Below are 16,898 nucleotides of genomic sequence, written 5' to 3'. Positions count from 1 at the left end.
TCTCAGCCTAGAGGCGGGTGCCCTCGTGGCGACGGCGTGTGTCGCACTGTCACGAGCCACCCGAGTGGTCAATCCACCGCGAGCGCTTCGACCGGCGCCACCCTGGTTGCCAGCCTCGTCGGTGCTGCGGCAGCGACGAGAGTCAGCACCGCGGTCGCGACGACGATGACCAGCACGGGCACCCACGGAACCGCCGGAGCTATGAGCCCTGCCGTCTGATCGAAGTGCGGCGGCATCCTCACCGAGCCGAGCAGTGACTGCGCGGCGATCCAGCCGTACAGCACACCGAGCACGAGCCCCGTGGCCGTCGCGGTGAGGGTGATATGCAGCGCCTCGAGCAGGATCATCCGTCGCACCTGCACGTTCGACAGGCCGATCGCGCGCAGCAGTCCGAGCTCACGGCGCCGCTGCACGACACCGATTGTCAGCAGGTTCACGAGCCCCACCGCAGCGATCACCGCCGAGATCCCGACGAGCACCATCATCACCGCGGCGAAGCCGTCCATGATGAGTGCGAACTCCGAGTCGAGTTCTCCACCCGCCGCCTTCGTCAGCAGCACCTTGACCGACTCCAGCGCGACGGCGAACATCGTCACCAACGTCACCCCCATCACCACGCCGATCGCCATGCGGCTCGAGCGTTCCGGATACCGCAGCGCGTTCTCCGCGGCCAACCGCGCCGTCGCCGACTTCCCGAACAGGCGTCCGACCAGGCGCAGCTGCGGCGGCATGACGAGCACTGCGCCGATCGAGAGCCCGGTGAATGACAGCAGGCCGCCGAAGAACGCCACGATCACACCGAGAGGGGTGACGAGGCCCGCGAGGACTCCGAACACGAGCAGCGCGAGGCCGAGGATGAGCAGCAGCAGAGCGCCGACGTGACGGGCGGGGCGGGCTTTCGCGTTGTCGTGCGATCGCTCGACAGAACCGCCGATCGCCTGCAGCGGGGTCACCGACAGCACTCGGCGTGAGCCGACCCACGCTGCCAGCCAGGTCGTCAGCACCACGCCGAGCGCCGGGATCAGGACCGCCGGCTGTACGAGCGACGCCTCCGGCACGGCACCGAGCAGCCGATCGGCGAGAAGCAGGCCGGAGGCTGCAACCAGCAGCCCCACGACCAGACCGATCAGCGCTCCGAGCGCGCCGACGCCGAAACCGTGGCCTGCGACCTCGGCGCGCTGCGAGCGTGCCGTGGCACCGATGAGTCGCATCAGCGCGATGCGACGTGTGCGGCCGGCGACGATCGTCGCAAAGGTGTTCGCGGTGACGATCGCCGCGACGTAGAGGGCGACACCGACGAGGAGGACGGAGAGGATCGCGACGATCACCGCGAGGGTCCCGCTGTCGCCGATGTACGGGTCTGCCTTCAGCAGCGCACCGATGTAGGCCGTCGCCTCGACGAGCACCACCCCGAACGCCGACGACAGTGCGGCGACGAGAATGCTCGCTCCCATCCCGCGCTCGCGCAGCCAGCCGAACCGTGGCCCTGTGGCCGTCGATTCGGGGACGGACGTCATCACGGCGCTCATGCGGCGGCCTCTGCCGCTTCGGAAGCTTCAGCCGCCAGCATGTGCGACGCGATCTGCTCGGCGCTCTGGCGGGGGTGGTCGGCGACGATGCGACCATCGCCGAGGAAGAGCACGCGGTCGGCATGGCTGGCGGCGATCGCATCGTGGGTGACCATCGCGATCGACTGTCCCTGCTCGCGGCTCGCCGTGGCCAGCAGCGCCAGCACCTCGCGCCCGCTGCGGGAGTCGAGGTTGCCGGTCGGCTCATCGGCGAAGACGAGGTCTGGGCCGGTGGCGAGCGCGCGGGCGATCGCCACGCGCTGCTGCTGCCCGCCGGAGAGCTCGTGCGGACGGTGATTCAGTCTCGCCGCAAGCCCCAGCCGTTCGACGAGCGCATCGATTCGCGCGCGTTCGATGGCGCTGGGCCTGCGCCCGTCGAGCTCGAAGGGCAGCAGGATGTTGCCGAGCGCATCGAGCGTGGGCACGAGGTTGAACGCCTGGAAGATGAACCCGACGCGGCGACGGCGCAGGATCGTCAGCTCGACGTCGTTGAGGCCGGTGACGTCGGTGTCGCCGATCCACGCTCGCCCTTCGGTCGGAGCATCCAGCCCCGCCATGATGTGCATGAGCGTGGACTTGCCCGAACCGCTCGGCCCCATGATCGCGGTGAACTGGCCGCGGCGGATGCCGACGCTCACGTCGTCGAGCGCCTTCACCGCGCCGTCGCCGGAGCCGTAGGACTTGGTCAGGTGCTGGACCCGGGCGGCGAGCCCGAGGTCGGTGGTCGTGATCTCCATGACTTCGACGCTATTTCGGCGCTGTGCATCGCCGCATCGCCCGCGCGGAGCATCCGTCTACATCTCGAGGATGATCCGCAACCCTGCAAAACCACGCCGAGACCGCATCGTGTAGCCGTGGTCTCGGCGTGGTTTTGCAGGTTTGGCGGGAGGGAGGGGGTCAGGCGAGGCCGTGCTCGAAGGCGAACACCACCAGCTGCACGCGATCGCGTAGCGAGAGCTTTGTCAGAATGCGGCTGATGTGCGTCTTCACTGTCGCTTCGCTCAGGTACTCACGCCCGGCGATCTCGGCGTTCGAGAGGCCCCTTGCTGCGAGTGCGAAAATCTCCTGCTCGCGCTCGGTCAGCGAGGCGAAGCAGTCCGGTACCGGCCGCGTCTGTGGAGTGAAGTGGGCGAAGAGCTCACGCGTGGCGGATGCCGCGATCACGCTCGATCCGGAATTCACAGTGCGGATCGCGGCGAGCAGGAACTCCGGCTCGGCATCCTTCAGAAGGAACCCACTCGCGCCCTGACGGATCGCCCGTGCCGCTGCCTCATCCAGATCGAACGTGGTGAGCATCACGACCCTGGGCGGCTGGGGCCGCGAGAGGATCTCGGCCGTCGCCGTCAGGCCGTCCATCACCGGCATCCGAATGTCCATCAGGACCACATCCGGGCGGTGCGCGGCGACTGCGCCCAAGGCTTCCTGCCCGTTTCCTGCTTCGCCGACGACCTCCATGTCGGGCTGCGAAGAGACAAGCATGCGGATGCCGGCACGGAACAGCGACTGGTCATCCACCAGCAGCACTCGGATCATTCTTGTCCTCCCGCACCGATGGTGCTCCCGATCGGTAATGTGCCGCGCACGACGAATTCTTCGCCGTCACGAGAAGCGGTCAGCACGCCGCCGATCAACTGTGCGCGCTCGCGCATGCCGACGATGCCGTGACCGCCGGTCGCGGCGGTCTGCGTCGAGGCCACCGAGTTCTTCACCTCGAGGTCGACGCGGTCCGCCATCCACGCCATTCGCACGTTAACATTGTCTCCCGCACCGTGCCGGATCGCGTTGGTCAGAGCCTCCTGCAGGATCCGGTACACGGCGAGCTGCACCGCCGCGGGCGGCTCCCCCGGCGGCATCGGATCGACGGTCACGCGCGGCTCGAGCCCTGCCTGTCGCACGTGCGCGAACAGCTGCTCCAGGTCGGCGATCGTCGGCTGGGGTCCGTCTCCCTGGCGATGACGCAACTGGGTCAGCAGCATCCGCACGTCTGAGAGCGCGGCGCGCGCGGTCTGCGAAACCGTTCCGAGCGTCTCGATCGCGACGTCGGGCGCGGTTGCCGCCGCATACCGCGCACCATCGGACTGCGCGATGATCACCGCGAGGGAATGCGCGACGACGTCATGCATGTCACGCGCGATGCGCACGCGTTCCTGCTCTTCGGCGGCGGCGAGCTCTGCGATGGACTGCGCCGCCCGGCTGGCGCGCCAGCGCAGCACCATTCGCCATCCGAAGCCGCCGAGCCACGGCGCGCCGAGAACCAGGATGCTGATGATGCTGAACAGCACGACATTGACGGCGCTACTCAGCGCGCTCACGCCGGTCAGCAGTCCGTTCACGTAGACCATGTATGCACCGGCGATGACCCCGCCCACGAGAACGGATGCCAGCCCCGCCCAGAACGTCCGCGTGGCCCCCCACGCAGCAGTGGCGTAGAGAACTGCGAGGATCGCGACGTTGATGGGCAGTGGAGCCAGGCCCGCCGCCATCTGTACGACCGCTCCGATCCAGGCTGTTGCGAGCGCGAGGCCCGGGGCGAGCCTGCCGATCGCAACCGCACCGCACTGCAGCAGTCCCGCGATGAACACGACGGCGACCGACACTGATTCGGAAGCGATCGTGCTCATGCTGCCAGGGGCATAGAACACCAGAGACAACGGAGCAACCACGGCGAACAGCACGAAGGCCCCGACGATGTCGAGGACGAGCGCGGCGGGAGACAGTGGACGGGTCACGCTTTCACGCTACGCGAGCGAGTGGTCTGCGGCATCCGCCTGGAGATGTATCTGGTGCTCAGACGCGGCAGAGGATCTCGCCGTGCGGCAGGAGGAACCAGCCGTCACCGTCATCCGCCCACGCGCGCCATGCGTCGCTGATTCGTGTGAGGTCCGCTCTGGTCGCCATCGCAGAATCGACCAGCTGCCGCGCAAGAGCCGACTCGAGAATGCGATCGGCCCACATGCCGCCCCACCACGCGCGCTCCTCGGGCGTCGCGTAGCACCAGGTGGATGCTGTCGACGTGATGTCCTCGAACCCGGCGGCGCGTGCCCACGAGAGGAGTCTGCGACCAGCATCCGGTTCGCCGCCGTTGGCGCGTGCGGCCTCGCGGTACAGGCGTAGCCATTCGTCGAGCTCCGTCAGCAGCGGGAACCAGAAGAACCCCGCATAGTCGGCGTCGCGCGCGGCGACCACACCGCCCGGTTTGGCGACGCGGCCCATCTCGCGGAGCGCCTGTACAGGGTCCGCGACGTGCTGCAGCACCTGGTGCGCGTGGACGACATCGAAAGTGTCGTCGGGGAAGCTCAACGCGTGCACGTCTTCGACCGCGAAATCGATGTTCGAGACGCCCTGCTCTGCGGCGAGCGCCCGCGACAGCGCCAGCTCGGCATCGCCGATCTCTGTCGCGGTGACGTGTTCGACCGCCGCGGCGAACTCCATCGTGATCGTGCCCGGCCCCGCGCCCACGTCGAGAAGGCTCATGCCGGGTGCGAGATGCGGCCTCAGATACTCAGCAGAGTTCGCGATCGTGCGGTTGTTGTGCGAGCGCAGCACCGACTCGTGGTGTCCGTGGGTGTAGGTGGCCATTCGCTCAGTCTCGCACCATCGCCGCGGTGGGCATCCGTCGGTTGGCACGCCCGCCCGCGGGTCAGCGGAGCTCGGCGGCGATGCGACGAATCCCCTCGCGGTCGGGCTTGCCCGAAGACAGCGTCGCAAGCTGGTCGACGAGGATCAGCCGTGCGGGCCTCGCCGGCTTCCCGAGCTCCTCCGCCACCGCCTCGCGGGCCCGCTCGAGCTGCTCGGCTTCGCTGCGGCGCAGGGCCTCGCCGCGTGCGGCGACGATGACGGATGCTTCGCCCCACCGCTCATCATCGACGCCGACGACCACGGCAGACGTGAGACCAGGGATGCCGCGGACGATGCGCTCCACCCGGTCGAGTGAGACGTTGACGCCCCCGGAGACGATGACGTTGTCCGCCCGCCCGTGCACGCTGACCGTGCCGTCTTCGACGATCCCGAGATCGCCCGTGCGATACCAGCGAATGCCGTGCACATCCCGCAGGAACGTCCGCGCTGTCAGCGCGGGATCTCCGAGGTAACCGTCTGCGAGCATGGCACCGGCGATCTGCAGCTCTCCATCGACCGTGCGCACCGCGGCAGTGTCGAGCGGGATGCCGTCATACACGCATCCGCCGCTCGTCTCCGTCGAGCCGTAGGTGCGCACGAGCCGCACGTCCAGCTCGGTCGCGCGATCGCGCACCGGCTGCGGCAATGCCTGGCCTCCGACGAGAATCGCCCGATAGGCCTGGAGCGCTGCGAGCACGGTCGTATCATCCGCCGCGTCGAGCAGTGACGAGATCTGTGCGGGGACGAGAGACGTGAACAGCGGTTCCGCCGAGATCATGGGGAGCGTCGCCTCGGCGAACGCCCGCGGCGAGAACCCACCGTCGAGAACGACAGGGTTCGTGCCCGAGAGGATGGACCTCACCAGCACCTGGAGCCCCGCGACATAACCGGCGGGCAGCGCGAGTAGCCAGCGCCCAGAGCCGATCCGGTTCGCTGTCGCTTCGGCTCCGGCACGCAGAGCCTCGCCGCTGAGCACGACCCGCTTGGGGATGCCGGTGGAGCCGGAGGTTCCGATCACCACAGCGGTGCCGTCTTCAACCTCGCCTGGCTGATCCCCCAGCATCCCGAGCCCGAGTGCGGGGCCGCCGGCGAGCGCGCGCGCGAGGTGCTGCTGCAGCAGAGCCGCGTCGTCAGCCGCGGTAGTGACGAGCTGGGTCATTCGGGCCTCCCCGCGTCAGAAGTGGTACGGGAACGACGACCAGTCGGGATCGCGCTTCTCGAGGAACGAGTCGCGGCCCTCGACCGCCTCGTCAGTGCCGTAGGCCAGGCGCGTCGCTTCACCGGCGAAGATCTGCTGCCCCACGAGTCCGTCATCGACAGCGTTGAACGCGAATTTCAGCATCCGAATCGCCGTCGGCGACTTCGTCAGCACCGTGCGCGCCATCGCGAGCGCCTCCTTCTCGAGCTCCTCGTGCGGCACGACGCGGTTGACGGTGCCCATCTCGTAGGCACGCTGCGCCGAGTACTCCTCAGCGAGGAAGAACACTTCGCGGGCGATCTTCTGCCCGCTCTGGCGCGCCATGTACGCCGAGCCGTATCCGGCATCGAAACTACCGACGTCAGCATCCGTCTGCTTGAACTTGCCGTACTCAGCCGAGGCGATCGACAGATCGCACACGATGTGCAGCGAGTGTCCGCCGCCAGCCGCCCACCCGGGGATGACCGCGATGACGACCTTCGGCATGAAACGGATCAGTCGCTGCACCTCGAGGATGTGCAGGCGCCCCAACGAGGCAGAGGATGTAGCGCCCTCGGTTGCTGAGCCTGTCGAAGCATACTTGTAACCATCACGCCCTCGGATGCGCTGATCACCCCCCGAGCAGAACGCCCAACCGCCGTCCTTCGCACTCGGGCCGTTGCCCGTGAGCAGCACGGCTCCGATCTTCGGATCCTGACGGGCGATGTCGAGCGCGCGATACAGCTCGTCCACGGTGTGCGGGCGGAACGCATTGCGCACCTCCGGACGATTGAACGCGATGCGAGCGACGCCGCCGTCGTGAGTGACGTGCGCGGTGATGTCAGTGTAGGCGTCGGCACGGGGCGCGAGCACCCATTCCGCGGGATCGAAGAGATCAGAGACCATGGCTCCAGCCTATGCCGCGACCTGAACGTGTGTCGCGTCAGCGAACGAGCGGGCGGTCGTCAGCCGCGCTGCGCGCGACGCGCCTTGCGCCAGCCGTCGATGATGTCCCAGGCGGCGACACCGATGATGACCGCGCCCGTGAGCACCGCCAGGATCCGGAAGATACCGCCTTCACCCGCTGCCTCGGCGTCTCCGGCTGCGAAGCCTTCTCCGCCGGCATCCACCACGAACGCAAGGAAGTCCGGGTTCATCAGCTGGCCGGTCACCAGCAGGTAGATCGCACCGGATGCGAACACGATGGCGAGCACGGTGTTGAACACGGCCAGGCCCGAATGCCATCCGCGCCCTGCGTAGACGGCGATCGCGAGAGCCGCTTCGAGCGCGATAAGCACCAGAGCCCCGCCCAGCCACCAGGGCCACAGCTCCGGATTCAGGAACGGCATCGCCGCCGTCTGCCCACCCAGTCCCTTGGTCACGTCGAGGTCGCCCGTTGAGAACACCACGAATCCGACGAAACGGTCCCACAGCAGCGCCGCGGCGGCGAGCCCCAGGAACACCAGCGAGGCGATGAGGTCACTTCGACCCGCACCGCTCTCGTGCGGCTCCGGCAGAGAATCCACCGACCATTTCACCCCCGTGTCGGCCCCGGTCCGCTCCAGGATGAAGAACACCAGAGTGGTCCAGAAGCAGAGGTGCACGGCGACCGAGAGCGTCACGGCGATCGTCTGACCGATGATCTCGCCGACAGGCGCGTTCGAGATCGTCAGCCCGAGCGCCACGGCTGCCGCGACGCTCACGGGCACGATCCACAGCAGCAGCTTCAGCAGTCGCCACCACGTGAGAAAGTACTTCGGCCCGATCAGGTGCAGCGGACGATCGGCGAAGCCGGCCGCAAGCACCGCGGGGTCACCGAGTTCGGTGAGGACGGCGCGCTCAGCATCCGTTCGCTTCTCGCCCTGGTCAGCGCGCGCCTCGACGGCGGCGCTGATGGAGGATTCGAGCTCGGCGCGGACGTCTTCCTGGGTGGTGGGGTCCAGAGACTTCGTGACGGCGGCGATGTACCGCTCGATGAGTGTTGCAGCCATGATCAGTTCTCCTGTTCAGGGGTGTCCAGGGGGAGGGTCGCGATCGCTTCGGTGAGCGAGGCCCATTCGGTCGTGAGCGCATCAGCCAGGCGGATGCCGGCACCAGAGGTGCGATAGAACTTTCGAGGCCGGGCCTCTTCGGTGTTCCACTCGCTGGTGAGATACTCCTGCTTCTCGAGACGGCGAAGCAGCGGATACACGGTGTTCGCGTCGGTCGCGAACCCATGGCGCTCGAGGTCTTCGAGCAGGCCGTAGCCGTAACCCGGAGTGCGAAGCAGCTGCAGGCAGGCGAGCACGATGGTGCCGCGCCGCAGCTCTTGCAGGTGCGTATCGAGCGTTTCGTTCATGTCGATCACATTACTGTGCGTCACACACTATTGTCAATGACACATTGATGAGACTGGATCGAGGGTACCGTTGCAGGATGCTTCAGGTCACGCAGATAGACCCCTTCGACCGCGCATCGGTCGATCTGTGGTGGAACATCTACGCCGCCGCGGAACGCGCCGATCGCGGAGCGGACACGGCCGTGTGGACGCGCAACGAGTCACGGCACGAACTGCAGCAGCGCACCGACACCGTCGAGCGCCGCGCCTACCTGGCGATCCTCGACGGCAACGTCGTCGCGAGCGGACGACTCGCATTGCCGCTGCGCGACAACCTGCGTTCGGCCGCCCTCGGCGTCCACGTCGCCCCCGACCTTCGACGACGCGGCACCGGAACGGCAGTGCTCAGCGCCCTGGAGACTGCGGCGCGCAGCGCCGGGCGCAGCATCCTCACCTCGAATGCATCGTGGCCCTACTCTGCGGGCGACGACGGCACCGGCATCCCGGGTCGCGAATTCGCGCGGCGCCACGGGTATACGCTCGCACTCGGCGATGTGCAGAGCCGTCTGCGTCTGCCGCTGGATGCGGAGCTGCTCGGTGACCTCGAGCACGACGCGACGCGACACAATTCCGGCTACACGCTGCGCTCATGGATCGGCAATATCCCGAAAGATCTCGTCCGCGACTGGGCCGAGCTGGATGCCTCCCTCGATACCGAGGCGCCGGTGGGAGACCTCGACATCGAACCCACGACAGTCGACGTCGATGCGGTACGCGAGAACGAGGTGCTGCTCGCGAGACAGAATCGGCGCAGCTACGGCACCGCCGCGCAAGATGCCACCGGCCGCGTGGTCGCCTACACCCAGCTAGTCGTCTCGGGCGATGACGGCAACGCGTACCAATGGGGCACGCTCGTACGGCGCGAGGCCCGCGGGCACCGCCTGGGTATGGCTGTCAAGGTCGCAAATCTTCGGATGCTGCAGCAGCACGCGTCCGCGGTCCGCTCACTCCACACGTACAACGCCGGCGTGAACACTCAGATGCTTGCGATCAATCGCGCACTGGGCTTCGCCCCCTCCGAGCACTTGGCCGAGTTCCAGAAGAAGCTGTAGCCCCGCTCGCCCCCGTTCAGGTCGCGAATTGTGCCGCTATGCGGACGCCAAACCGGCGCAATTCGCGACCTGGACGAGGGTTCGGGGCAGAATGAGCACATGACAGCCGACATCGCCGATCTGCTCAGCACAGCGCGCGTGGTGTCGCTGCCGATGACAACGCGCTTCCGCGGGGTCACCACCCGCGAGGCGCTCCTGTTCGAGGGCCCGCAGGGGTGGGCGGAGTTCTCTCCGTTCGTCGAGTATGCCGATGCCGAGGCATCCGTCTGGCTTTCCGCGGCCATTGACTTCGCCTGGAACATACAGCCCGCGCCGCTGCGCGAGAGCATCCCGGTCAACGCCACCGTTCCCGCCGTCGCCGCCGGTCAAGTCGCGCACATCCTCGCGCGCTTTCCCGGATGCCGCACCGCGAAGGTCAAGGTCGCAGACCCGGGGCAGCACCTCGAAGACGACATCGCCCGCGTGCGCGCCGCGCGCGAAGCGCTGGGGCCCGAGGGGCGAGTCCGCATCGACGCGAACGCCGCCTGGAACGTCGACGAGGCAGAACGGGCGCTGCACGCTCTCGCCGAGTTCGACCTCGAGTACGCCGAGCAGCCGTGCGCCACGGTTGAAGAGCTCGCCGAACTGCGCGCGCGCGTGAAGTACATGGGCATCCCGATCGCGGCGGATGAGAGCATCCGCAAGGCCGAGGACCCACTGGCCGTCGCACGAGCTGGCGCCGCGGACCTCATCGTCATCAAGGCCCAGCCGCTGGGCGGCATCCGGCGAGCGCTCGACATCGTCGCCGAAGCCGGGCTGCCCGCCGTCGTCTCCAGCGCGCTCGACACTGCGGTCGGCCTGAGTCACGGCGCGGCGCTCGCCGCAGCCCTCCCCCAGCTCGAATTCGACTGCGGCCTCGGCACCAGTGCGCTCTTCATCGAGGACGTGGTCGATCTGTCGCCTGCTGACGGCGCGATCCAAGTCGGCCGCGTGATACCTGACTCTGCACGACTCGATCGGCTCGCGGCCTCCGCTGATCGTCAGCAGTGGTGGCTCGACCGCCTGCGTCGCAGCTACGCGCTGCTCGCGGCATCCGCCAACTGACGCGAGAAACATCCTGCAGCATCAGAAACGTCTTGGAAGCACCTGTGTCAGGCAGAAGGACGTTTCTCGCCAACGAGCGGCACGGCGGGCGGCACGGCCGGCGCGATGATCAGTTCGACGACCCGAGCAAGCGCCTCAGCGCCGACGCGGTGCAACTGCTCGCCGTCGTGACCTGCGATCGCTCCGCGGGCCATGCTTCCTTCCCACTGCACCATCAGAATATGGGCCGCGGCAGGAACCTCCACCCGCAGGGCGAAGAGGCCTGAGTCAACGATGCCCTGGATGATGCCTTCGATACTGCTCGCAAGTGCATTCTCCTGGGCGAGATACGCCGCCGCGAATGTTGCATCGCGCAGCGCATGTATGCGGATCTCGCTCATCAGGAGGACGCTCAGTCGATCATCCTCGCCCGAGTCCATTACACGCTGCACGAGCTCGGCAGGATCGGCATCGGCCGACAGGATTCCTGACTTCACGAACTCATCGATGCGCGCGCGCACTGTGGTGATTCGCTGCTCGGCGACAGCGGCTGCCAACTGCAGGAACAGCTCGTCCTTCGACTCGAAGTTTGAGTAGAACGCGCCGCGCGTGAACCCCGCACGCTCGCAGATCGCCTCGACACTCGCCCCTTCGAGCCCGACTGCCGCGAAGACCTGGGCTGCGGCTTCCAGAAGGCGCGCACGCGTGTTCTCGCGTCGTCTCGTCACGGGGGTCGTCATGGCCTCACTTCACATCCTGCGCACAGTTTTCGCAACTCGAATAATCGTAGGATACATATGTGTATCGGATACATCTCTGTATCCAGTCTCCCACGCCTGCTTCTCGGAGGATCCTGTGTCCACACTCCTATCGTCGCTCGGACGCTGGTCATTCCGCCACCCGTGGCGGGTGCTCGTCGCCTGGCTCCTCATCCTCGCGGCGGCCGGTGGCGGTGCAGTGGTCCTGCAGCAGGGCACCGACAACTCCTTCACCATCCCGGGCACCGAAGCTCAGGAGGGCATCGAGCAGCTCTCGCGCTCCTTCCCCCAGGTGAGCGGCACGAATGCCCAGTTCATCATCGTCGCCGCAGAAGGCGACAAGATCACCGACGACGATTACCGCGAGCCGATCGAGAAGGCCGTCACCGAACTCGCTGACTTCGACGATGTCCTCGCGGCCACGTCTCCCTACGACGAAATGATCGAGGGAATGATCAATGACGGCAAGACCGCAGCCATCGTGCAGTTGCAATTCGATGGCCAGTCCACCGACGTCTCCGACGAGACGAAAGACACCCTCACCGCGGCAGTAGATGCGCTCGGCGCTGAGCTTCCCGCCGACTCGCAAATCAAACTTGGCGGAGACCTCTTCGCGATCTCGATCCCCGGCGTGACGCTCACCGAAGCCGTCGGCCTCGTCATCGCTCTGCTCGTGCTGATCGTCACGTTCAGATCGTTCGTGATCGCCGGTCTCCCGCTGCTGACCGCTGTTCTCGGTGTCGGCATCTCGATGGCCGGAATCTTCGCGGCCACCGCTTTCGCCCCGGTCTCCTCGACGACGCCGCTGCTGGCGCTCATGCTGGGCCTCGCGGTCGGCATCGACTACGCGCTGTTCATCATGGCCAGGCACCAGGATCAGGTGCGCGAAGGCACCGACCCGGAAGAGTCCGCTGCCCGCGCCGTCGGCACCGCGGGCTCCGCCGTGGTCTTCGCCGGCATTACGGTGCTCATCGCGCTGATCGGGCTCGGCTTCGCCGGCATCCCGTTCCTCACCACGATGGGCATCGCCGCGTCGGTCGCGGTCGCGGTGGCTGTCGCGATCGCCGTCACCCTGACCCCCGCTCTGCTCGGATTCCTGGGGGGCAAGGCTGCAGGCCGCCCGAAGAAGGAGCGCAAGACGAGCGCACCGCGCCGTCAGTTCAGCGAACGCTGGGTCGGCGGGGTGACCAAGCATCCGGTCATCACGACTCTTGCGGTCGTGATCGGCCTCGGAATCGTCGCTGTCCCGGCCCTCAGCCTCAATCTCGCCCTCCCGAACGCTGGTGTGCTCGCACCCGACGACGAAGCTCGACAGAGCTATGACCTGGTCGCCGATGAGTTCGGCCCTGGCTTCAACGGTCCCCTCGTCCTGACCGGAACGATTGTCACCTCCACCGATCCGCTCACCCTGATGGAAGACCTCGGAGATGCTGTCGCGAAGGTCCCAGGGGTCAAGGAAGTCGCTCTCGCGACACCGAATGAGACCGCAGACACCGGCATCGTCCAGGTGATCCCCGATACCGCGCCGGATGACCCGGCGACGAGCGACCTCGTCCGTGAGCTGCGCTCGCACCACGACGAGTGGCTCGAAGAGTTCGGCATCGACGTGAAGATCACCGGCTTCACCGCCGTCGCGATCGACATCTCCGACCAGCTCGGAGCGGCCCTGCTGCCGTTCGGCATCTTCGTGATCGGGCTGTCGCTGATCCTGCTGACGATCGTGTTCCGCTCGCTCTGGGTGCCGATCACGGCAGCCCTCGGCTACCTGCTGTCGATCATCGCGGCGTTCGGAGTCGTCGGCGCCGTGTTCGAGTGGGGCTGGCTCGCCGATGCTCTGCACGTGGCGAAGGTCGGACCGATCATCAGCTTCATGCCGATCATCCTCATGGGCGTGCTGTTCGGTCTCGCGATGGACTACCAGGTGTTCCTCGTCTCGCGCATGCGCGAGGACTTCGTACACGACCCCGAATCGAAATCCGCGACTCGTGCAAAGCGCCGTGCCGCAGCCCTCCGCGCCGTCCGCTCCGGCTTCACCGGATCGGCCAAGGTCGTCACTGCCGCGGGGCTCATCATGTTCGCCGTCTTCGTCGCGTTCGTGCCCGAGGGCGACTCGTCGCTCAAGCCCATCGCGCTGGGCCTTGCCGCCGGTATCGCGATCGACGCGTTCCTCGTGCGTATGACCCTGATCCCCGCGCTCATGGCGATCCTCGGCGAGCGCGCCTGGGAGATTCCGCGCTGGCTGGAGAAGATCCTTCCGAGCGTCGACATCGAGGGTGAGGCCGTCGAGCGCGAACGTCACCTCTCGGGGTGGCCTGGTGACGATTCGGTCGTCGCCGCCGACGATCTCGTGCTCAGCGCGGATGCTCCGATCGTCGAAGGACTGTCGCTGCGCGTGGCTCCCGGCGAGGCCGTCATCGCGGCCGGTCGCGATGCCCGGGTCCGCCGCGCGGTCGCGCTGGCGGTCGCGGGGCGCCTGACTGCGGATGCGGGATTGCTCCGCGTCGTCGGACATCTGCTGCCGGGCCGCGCGGCCTGGGTGCGCGGGCACGTCGGCAGCGTGCTGGTCGATGATGCGGATGCTGCGCTGCTCGACCTGCGCGAGGCGCTGCGCGGCAGGTCACGCCTCGTCGTCATCGACGGCATCGACCGGTTCACCGGCGGACAGCGCGATCAGGCGACGACGATGCTGCAGCGCGCTGCGGCATCCCGTCCGCTCGCGGTCTTCGCGACAGCATCCGACCCTGACATCGCCCGCACGCTTCTCGCGGAGGCCGGCTGGCCGACCGCTTCCGTCCTCGACGTCGCGCAGACGTCGAACTCCCACAACGACCTCGAGGTGGACGCATGAACCTCTCCATCGAGCGGGCACGATCCCGCAAGCCCGTCACCCTGCTGACGATCATCGGCGTACTGCTGCTGCCGGCGATCATCGGCGGCATCCTGGTCGCGGCTCTGCAAAACCCGACCGAGCGCCTCGACAGCATGACCGCGGCCATCGTCAATCTCGACGAGCCGGTGACGCTCAACGAGCAGTACACGCCCCTCGGACGCCAGCTCGCCGCTGGCCTCGTCGAGGGCTCCGATGACATGGACTCGAACCTCACCTGGGTCATCTCGAACGAGAAGGATGCCGCGGCGGGCCTCGCCGACGGCAACTACCAGGCGATTGTCACGATTCCGGCAGAGTTCTCGGCAGCGGCGACCTCCGCGGGCCAGACGATCGCGAACGGCAGCGGGACGCCCGAGCAGGCCACGATCGAGGTCACGACTCCCGATGACGGCCTCGTCGCCGACGACCTCATCACCTCGCAGATCGCATCCGTCGCGGCCTCCACCATGGGCACCATGCTGAGCGAGGCGACGATGGAGAACGTGCTCGTCGGCTTTACGACGATCGGCGATCAGATCGGCGAAGCGGCCTCCGGTGCGGACCAGCTCGCCGGCGGCGCGCGCACCGCCGCCGATGGCGCAGCTGCGCTTCCCGACGGCGCGACGCAGCTTGCCAGCGGCGCATCTCAGCTGGGTTCCGGCGCGTCGGACCTGGCCTCGGGTCTGGGGACGATCGCATCGGGCACGCGGGATGCCGCGAACGGTGCGAGCGCGCTCGGTTCGGGGTTGACGGGTGGGGCTGCGGCTCTGGAGCAGTCCGGACTCGTGCCGGCACAGTTGTTCACCGCTGCCGATGGCGCACAGCAGGCGACCACGGGTGTCTCAGCGGGGCTCGCCGGCCTGGATTCTCAGTTGAAGGACCTGCTCGCCACCTGTGACTTCACGGGGACCCCAGAGTTCTGCCAGGATCTCGCCACGGCGTCGGGGACTGCGAGCGCACTCACGGAGCCAGCAGCCCAGGCAGCCCAGGCCGCCGCAGGAACAGCATCCGGCCTCGCGATCTTCAACACTGAGGCGACGGCGACGATGGCCGGTCAGCTCCGCTCCGCGGGTGAAGGCGCAACCGGGCTCGCCACTGGCCTCACCCAGCTCGCCGATGGCACGTCTCAGTCGTCCGCCGGAGCATCCGCTCTGAGCACCGGAGCATCAGGGCTCAGCGAGGGTGCAACGGCGCTTGCCGACGGAGCCGCCACGCTCGCCTCCGGACTCGATGAGCTCGCAACGGGCACCGCCGATCTCGCTGGCGGACTGCGCCAGGCCACCGAGCAGCTTCCGTCATTCAACGACGAGGAGTCGACGTCGCTGGCATCCGTGATCGCCGACCCCGTGTCGTCGAACGCGCAGGCGAACATGATCTTCGGGCCGACCGCGATTCCGCTCCTCGCAGCGGTGGTGCTGTGGCTCGGCGGCCTGGCCTCGTTCATCGTGATGCGCGCGCACACCGCCCGCACGCTCACCTCGCGTCGTTCATCGGCGGGGCTTGCCCTGCGGGCTCTCTGGCCTGCGGCGGCGATCGGAGCAGGCCAGGGCGTGCTCGTCGCGCTGATCGTGCAGATCGTCGCCTCGTACGATCTGGCGACCTGGTGGGCCTTCGCGGGAACTGCCGTGCTCGCCGGCGTCGCATTCGCCGCGGTGAACCAGGCGCTGGTGGCCATCTTCGGCGGTGCCGGACGCTGGATCAGCGCTGTCATCGCGGTCACCGCCGTGGCAACGGGACTCATCTCGACAGTGCCGGGGTGGCTCGCCTCCATCGGCGCCGCGCTCCCGACCGCACCGGCCTTCACAGGGCTGATCGCCGCGAACGGCGGAGCTGTCGCAGGGCTCGTCGTCTGGGCGGTGCTGTCACTGGTCGCGACGACGATCGCCGTCGCCCTGCGCCGCACGACCTCCGTCAAGGCGGTGCTCGCCACGGCGTAGCATCCGGACAGCGAAAAGCCCCCTCCCGCACACAGTCAGCGTGCGACGGAGGGGGCTTTTTCGAATGTCTCAGGCGCGGCTGAGCGCCGCCTGCTTCAGCTTGTCGAACTCTGCTGCGGTGATCGCACCCGAGTCGAGCAGCTCCTTCGCGTGGGCGATCTCGGCCGCCGGGGTGGGCGCACTGCCCGACACCGAACGGATGTAGTCGTCCGTTACCGACTGCGCAGCAGCAGCCTGCTTCTGCGCGCGCTCCGACATGCCGCGTCCGCGTGCGATGAGGTACACGATCGCAGTGACGAACGGCAGGAAGATCAGGAAGATGAACCAGATTGCCTTGGCCCAGCCATTCAGCTTGTGGTCACGGAACAGGTCGGTGATGATCGAGAAAAGTGCCATCAGGTAGGCGACGAACACGAAGATCGTCAGGAACCACCAGATGACGTCCCAGATCTGGGTCCAAAATGTCATGCCGTTCACTCC

The 16,898-nt window shown here is 67.5% G+C and carries 15 protein-coding genes; 4 read left to right on the top strand and 11 right to left on the bottom strand.

What is annotated here, in order from left to right:
- Nucleotides 1–68: 68 nt before the first annotated feature.
- The 9 genes from ACTU6V_RS05940 to ACTU6V_RS05900 all read right to left on the bottom strand — a co-directional run bounded on the left by ACTU6V_RS05940 (nucleotide 69) and on the right by ACTU6V_RS05900 (nucleotide 8,701).
- Nucleotides 69–1,529 (bottom strand): ABC transporter permease, encoded by a 1,461-nt coding sequence (locus ACTU6V_RS05940; protein ID WP_443475192.1) that lies wholly within the window; start codon nucleotides 1,527–1,529, stop codon nucleotides 69–71.
- The gene (locus tag ACTU6V_RS05935) at nucleotides 1,526–2,305 is read right to left on the bottom strand and encodes an ABC transporter ATP-binding protein (RefSeq protein WP_443467485.1); all 780 of its coding nucleotides are present in this window, start codon (nucleotides 2,303–2,305) and stop codon (nucleotides 1,526–1,528) included. Before ACTU6V_RS05935 ends, ACTU6V_RS05940 begins: the two co-directional genes overlap by 4 nt.
- A 160-nt stretch (nucleotides 2,306–2,465) precedes the next feature.
- On the bottom strand, nucleotides 2,466–3,101 hold the full coding sequence (locus ACTU6V_RS05930) for a response regulator (RefSeq protein WP_443475191.1): 636 nt from the start codon (nucleotides 3,099–3,101) through the stop codon (nucleotides 2,466–2,468).
- Complete coding sequence (locus ACTU6V_RS05925) at nucleotides 3,098–4,297, bottom strand: sensor histidine kinase (RefSeq protein ID WP_443475190.1); 1,200 nt, start codon at nucleotides 4,295–4,297, stop codon at nucleotides 3,098–3,100. Before ACTU6V_RS05925 ends, ACTU6V_RS05930 begins: the two co-directional genes overlap by 4 nt.
- A gap of 58 nt (nucleotides 4,298–4,355) precedes the next feature.
- A complete protein-coding gene (locus ACTU6V_RS05920) occupies nucleotides 4,356–5,147 on the bottom strand; it encodes a class I SAM-dependent methyltransferase (protein ID WP_443467488.1) in 792 nt (263 codons plus the stop codon).
- Nucleotides 5,148–5,208: 61 nt separating this feature from the next.
- On the bottom strand, nucleotides 5,209–6,345 hold the full coding sequence (locus ACTU6V_RS05915) for an AMP-binding protein (RefSeq protein WP_443475189.1): 1,137 nt from the start codon (nucleotides 6,343–6,345) through the stop codon (nucleotides 5,209–5,211).
- A 15-nt stretch (nucleotides 6,346–6,360) separates the two neighbouring features.
- Nucleotides 6,361–7,269, bottom strand: a complete 909-nt coding sequence (locus ACTU6V_RS05910; RefSeq protein ID WP_443475188.1) for a 1,4-dihydroxy-2-naphthoyl-CoA synthase — start codon at nucleotides 7,267–7,269, stop codon at nucleotides 6,361–6,363.
- Nucleotides 7,270–7,328: 59 nt separating this feature from the next.
- Nucleotides 7,329–8,354: an HAAS signaling domain-containing protein gene (locus ACTU6V_RS05905; protein WP_443475187.1), complete on the bottom strand. Its 1,026-nt coding sequence runs from the start codon at nucleotides 8,352–8,354 to the stop codon at nucleotides 7,329–7,331.
- 2 nt (nucleotides 8,355–8,356) lie between these two features.
- Nucleotides 8,357–8,701, bottom strand: a complete 345-nt coding sequence (locus ACTU6V_RS05900) for a PadR family transcriptional regulator (protein ID WP_443467492.1) — start codon at nucleotides 8,699–8,701, stop codon at nucleotides 8,357–8,359.
- A 77-nt stretch (nucleotides 8,702–8,778) separates the two neighbouring features.
- On the opposite strand from ACTU6V_RS05900, the gene ACTU6V_RS05895 reads away from it, so the two are divergent.
- Together ACTU6V_RS05895 and ACTU6V_RS05890 are read left to right on the top strand one after the other, a co-directional pair.
- Nucleotides 8,779–9,792, top strand: coding sequence for a GNAT family N-acetyltransferase (locus ACTU6V_RS05895; RefSeq protein WP_443475186.1), 1,014 nt, complete (start codon nucleotides 8,779–8,781; stop codon nucleotides 9,790–9,792).
- Nucleotides 9,793–9,891: 99 nt separating this feature from the next.
- Nucleotides 9,892–10,875: an o-succinylbenzoate synthase gene (locus ACTU6V_RS05890; protein ID WP_443475185.1), complete on the top strand. Its 984-nt coding sequence runs from the start codon at nucleotides 9,892–9,894 to the stop codon at nucleotides 10,873–10,875.
- 47 nt (nucleotides 10,876–10,922) lie between these two features.
- On the opposite strand, the gene ACTU6V_RS05885 is transcribed toward ACTU6V_RS05890, so the two are convergent.
- The gene (locus tag ACTU6V_RS05885; protein WP_443475184.1) at nucleotides 10,923–11,594 is read right to left on the bottom strand and encodes a TetR/AcrR family transcriptional regulator; all 672 of its coding nucleotides are present in this window, start codon (nucleotides 11,592–11,594) and stop codon (nucleotides 10,923–10,925) included.
- Between the two features lie 115 nt (nucleotides 11,595–11,709).
- On the opposite strand from ACTU6V_RS05885, the gene ACTU6V_RS05880 reads away from it, so the two are divergent.
- Both ACTU6V_RS05880 and ACTU6V_RS05875 read left to right on the top strand, forming a co-directional pair.
- Nucleotides 11,710–14,460: an MMPL family transporter gene (locus ACTU6V_RS05880; RefSeq protein WP_443475183.1), complete on the top strand. Its 2,751-nt coding sequence runs from the start codon at nucleotides 11,710–11,712 to the stop codon at nucleotides 14,458–14,460.
- Nucleotides 14,457–16,418, top strand: a complete 1,962-nt coding sequence (locus tag ACTU6V_RS05875; protein ID WP_443475182.1) for a YhgE/Pip domain-containing protein — start codon at nucleotides 14,457–14,459, stop codon at nucleotides 16,416–16,418. The genes ACTU6V_RS05880 and ACTU6V_RS05875 overlap by 4 nt, the downstream gene beginning before the upstream one ends.
- A gap of 69 nt (nucleotides 16,419–16,487) precedes the next feature.
- Here ACTU6V_RS05875 and ACTU6V_RS05870 read toward each other — a convergent pair whose 3' ends face one another.
- Entirely contained in the window at nucleotides 16,488–16,886 is a 399-nt protein-coding gene (locus ACTU6V_RS05870) for an SHOCT domain-containing protein (protein WP_443475181.1), read from the bottom strand.
- Nucleotides 16,887–16,898 lie beyond the last annotated feature (12 nt).

Source organism: Microbacterium zouquanmingi (genome assembly GCF_052266675.1).
Taxonomy (GTDB): Bacteria; Actinomycetota; Actinomycetes; order Actinomycetales; family Microbacteriaceae; genus Microbacterium.
The sequence above is the reverse complement of the archived record's forward strand: the minus strand, read 5'-3'. Positions and strand labels throughout refer to the sequence as shown.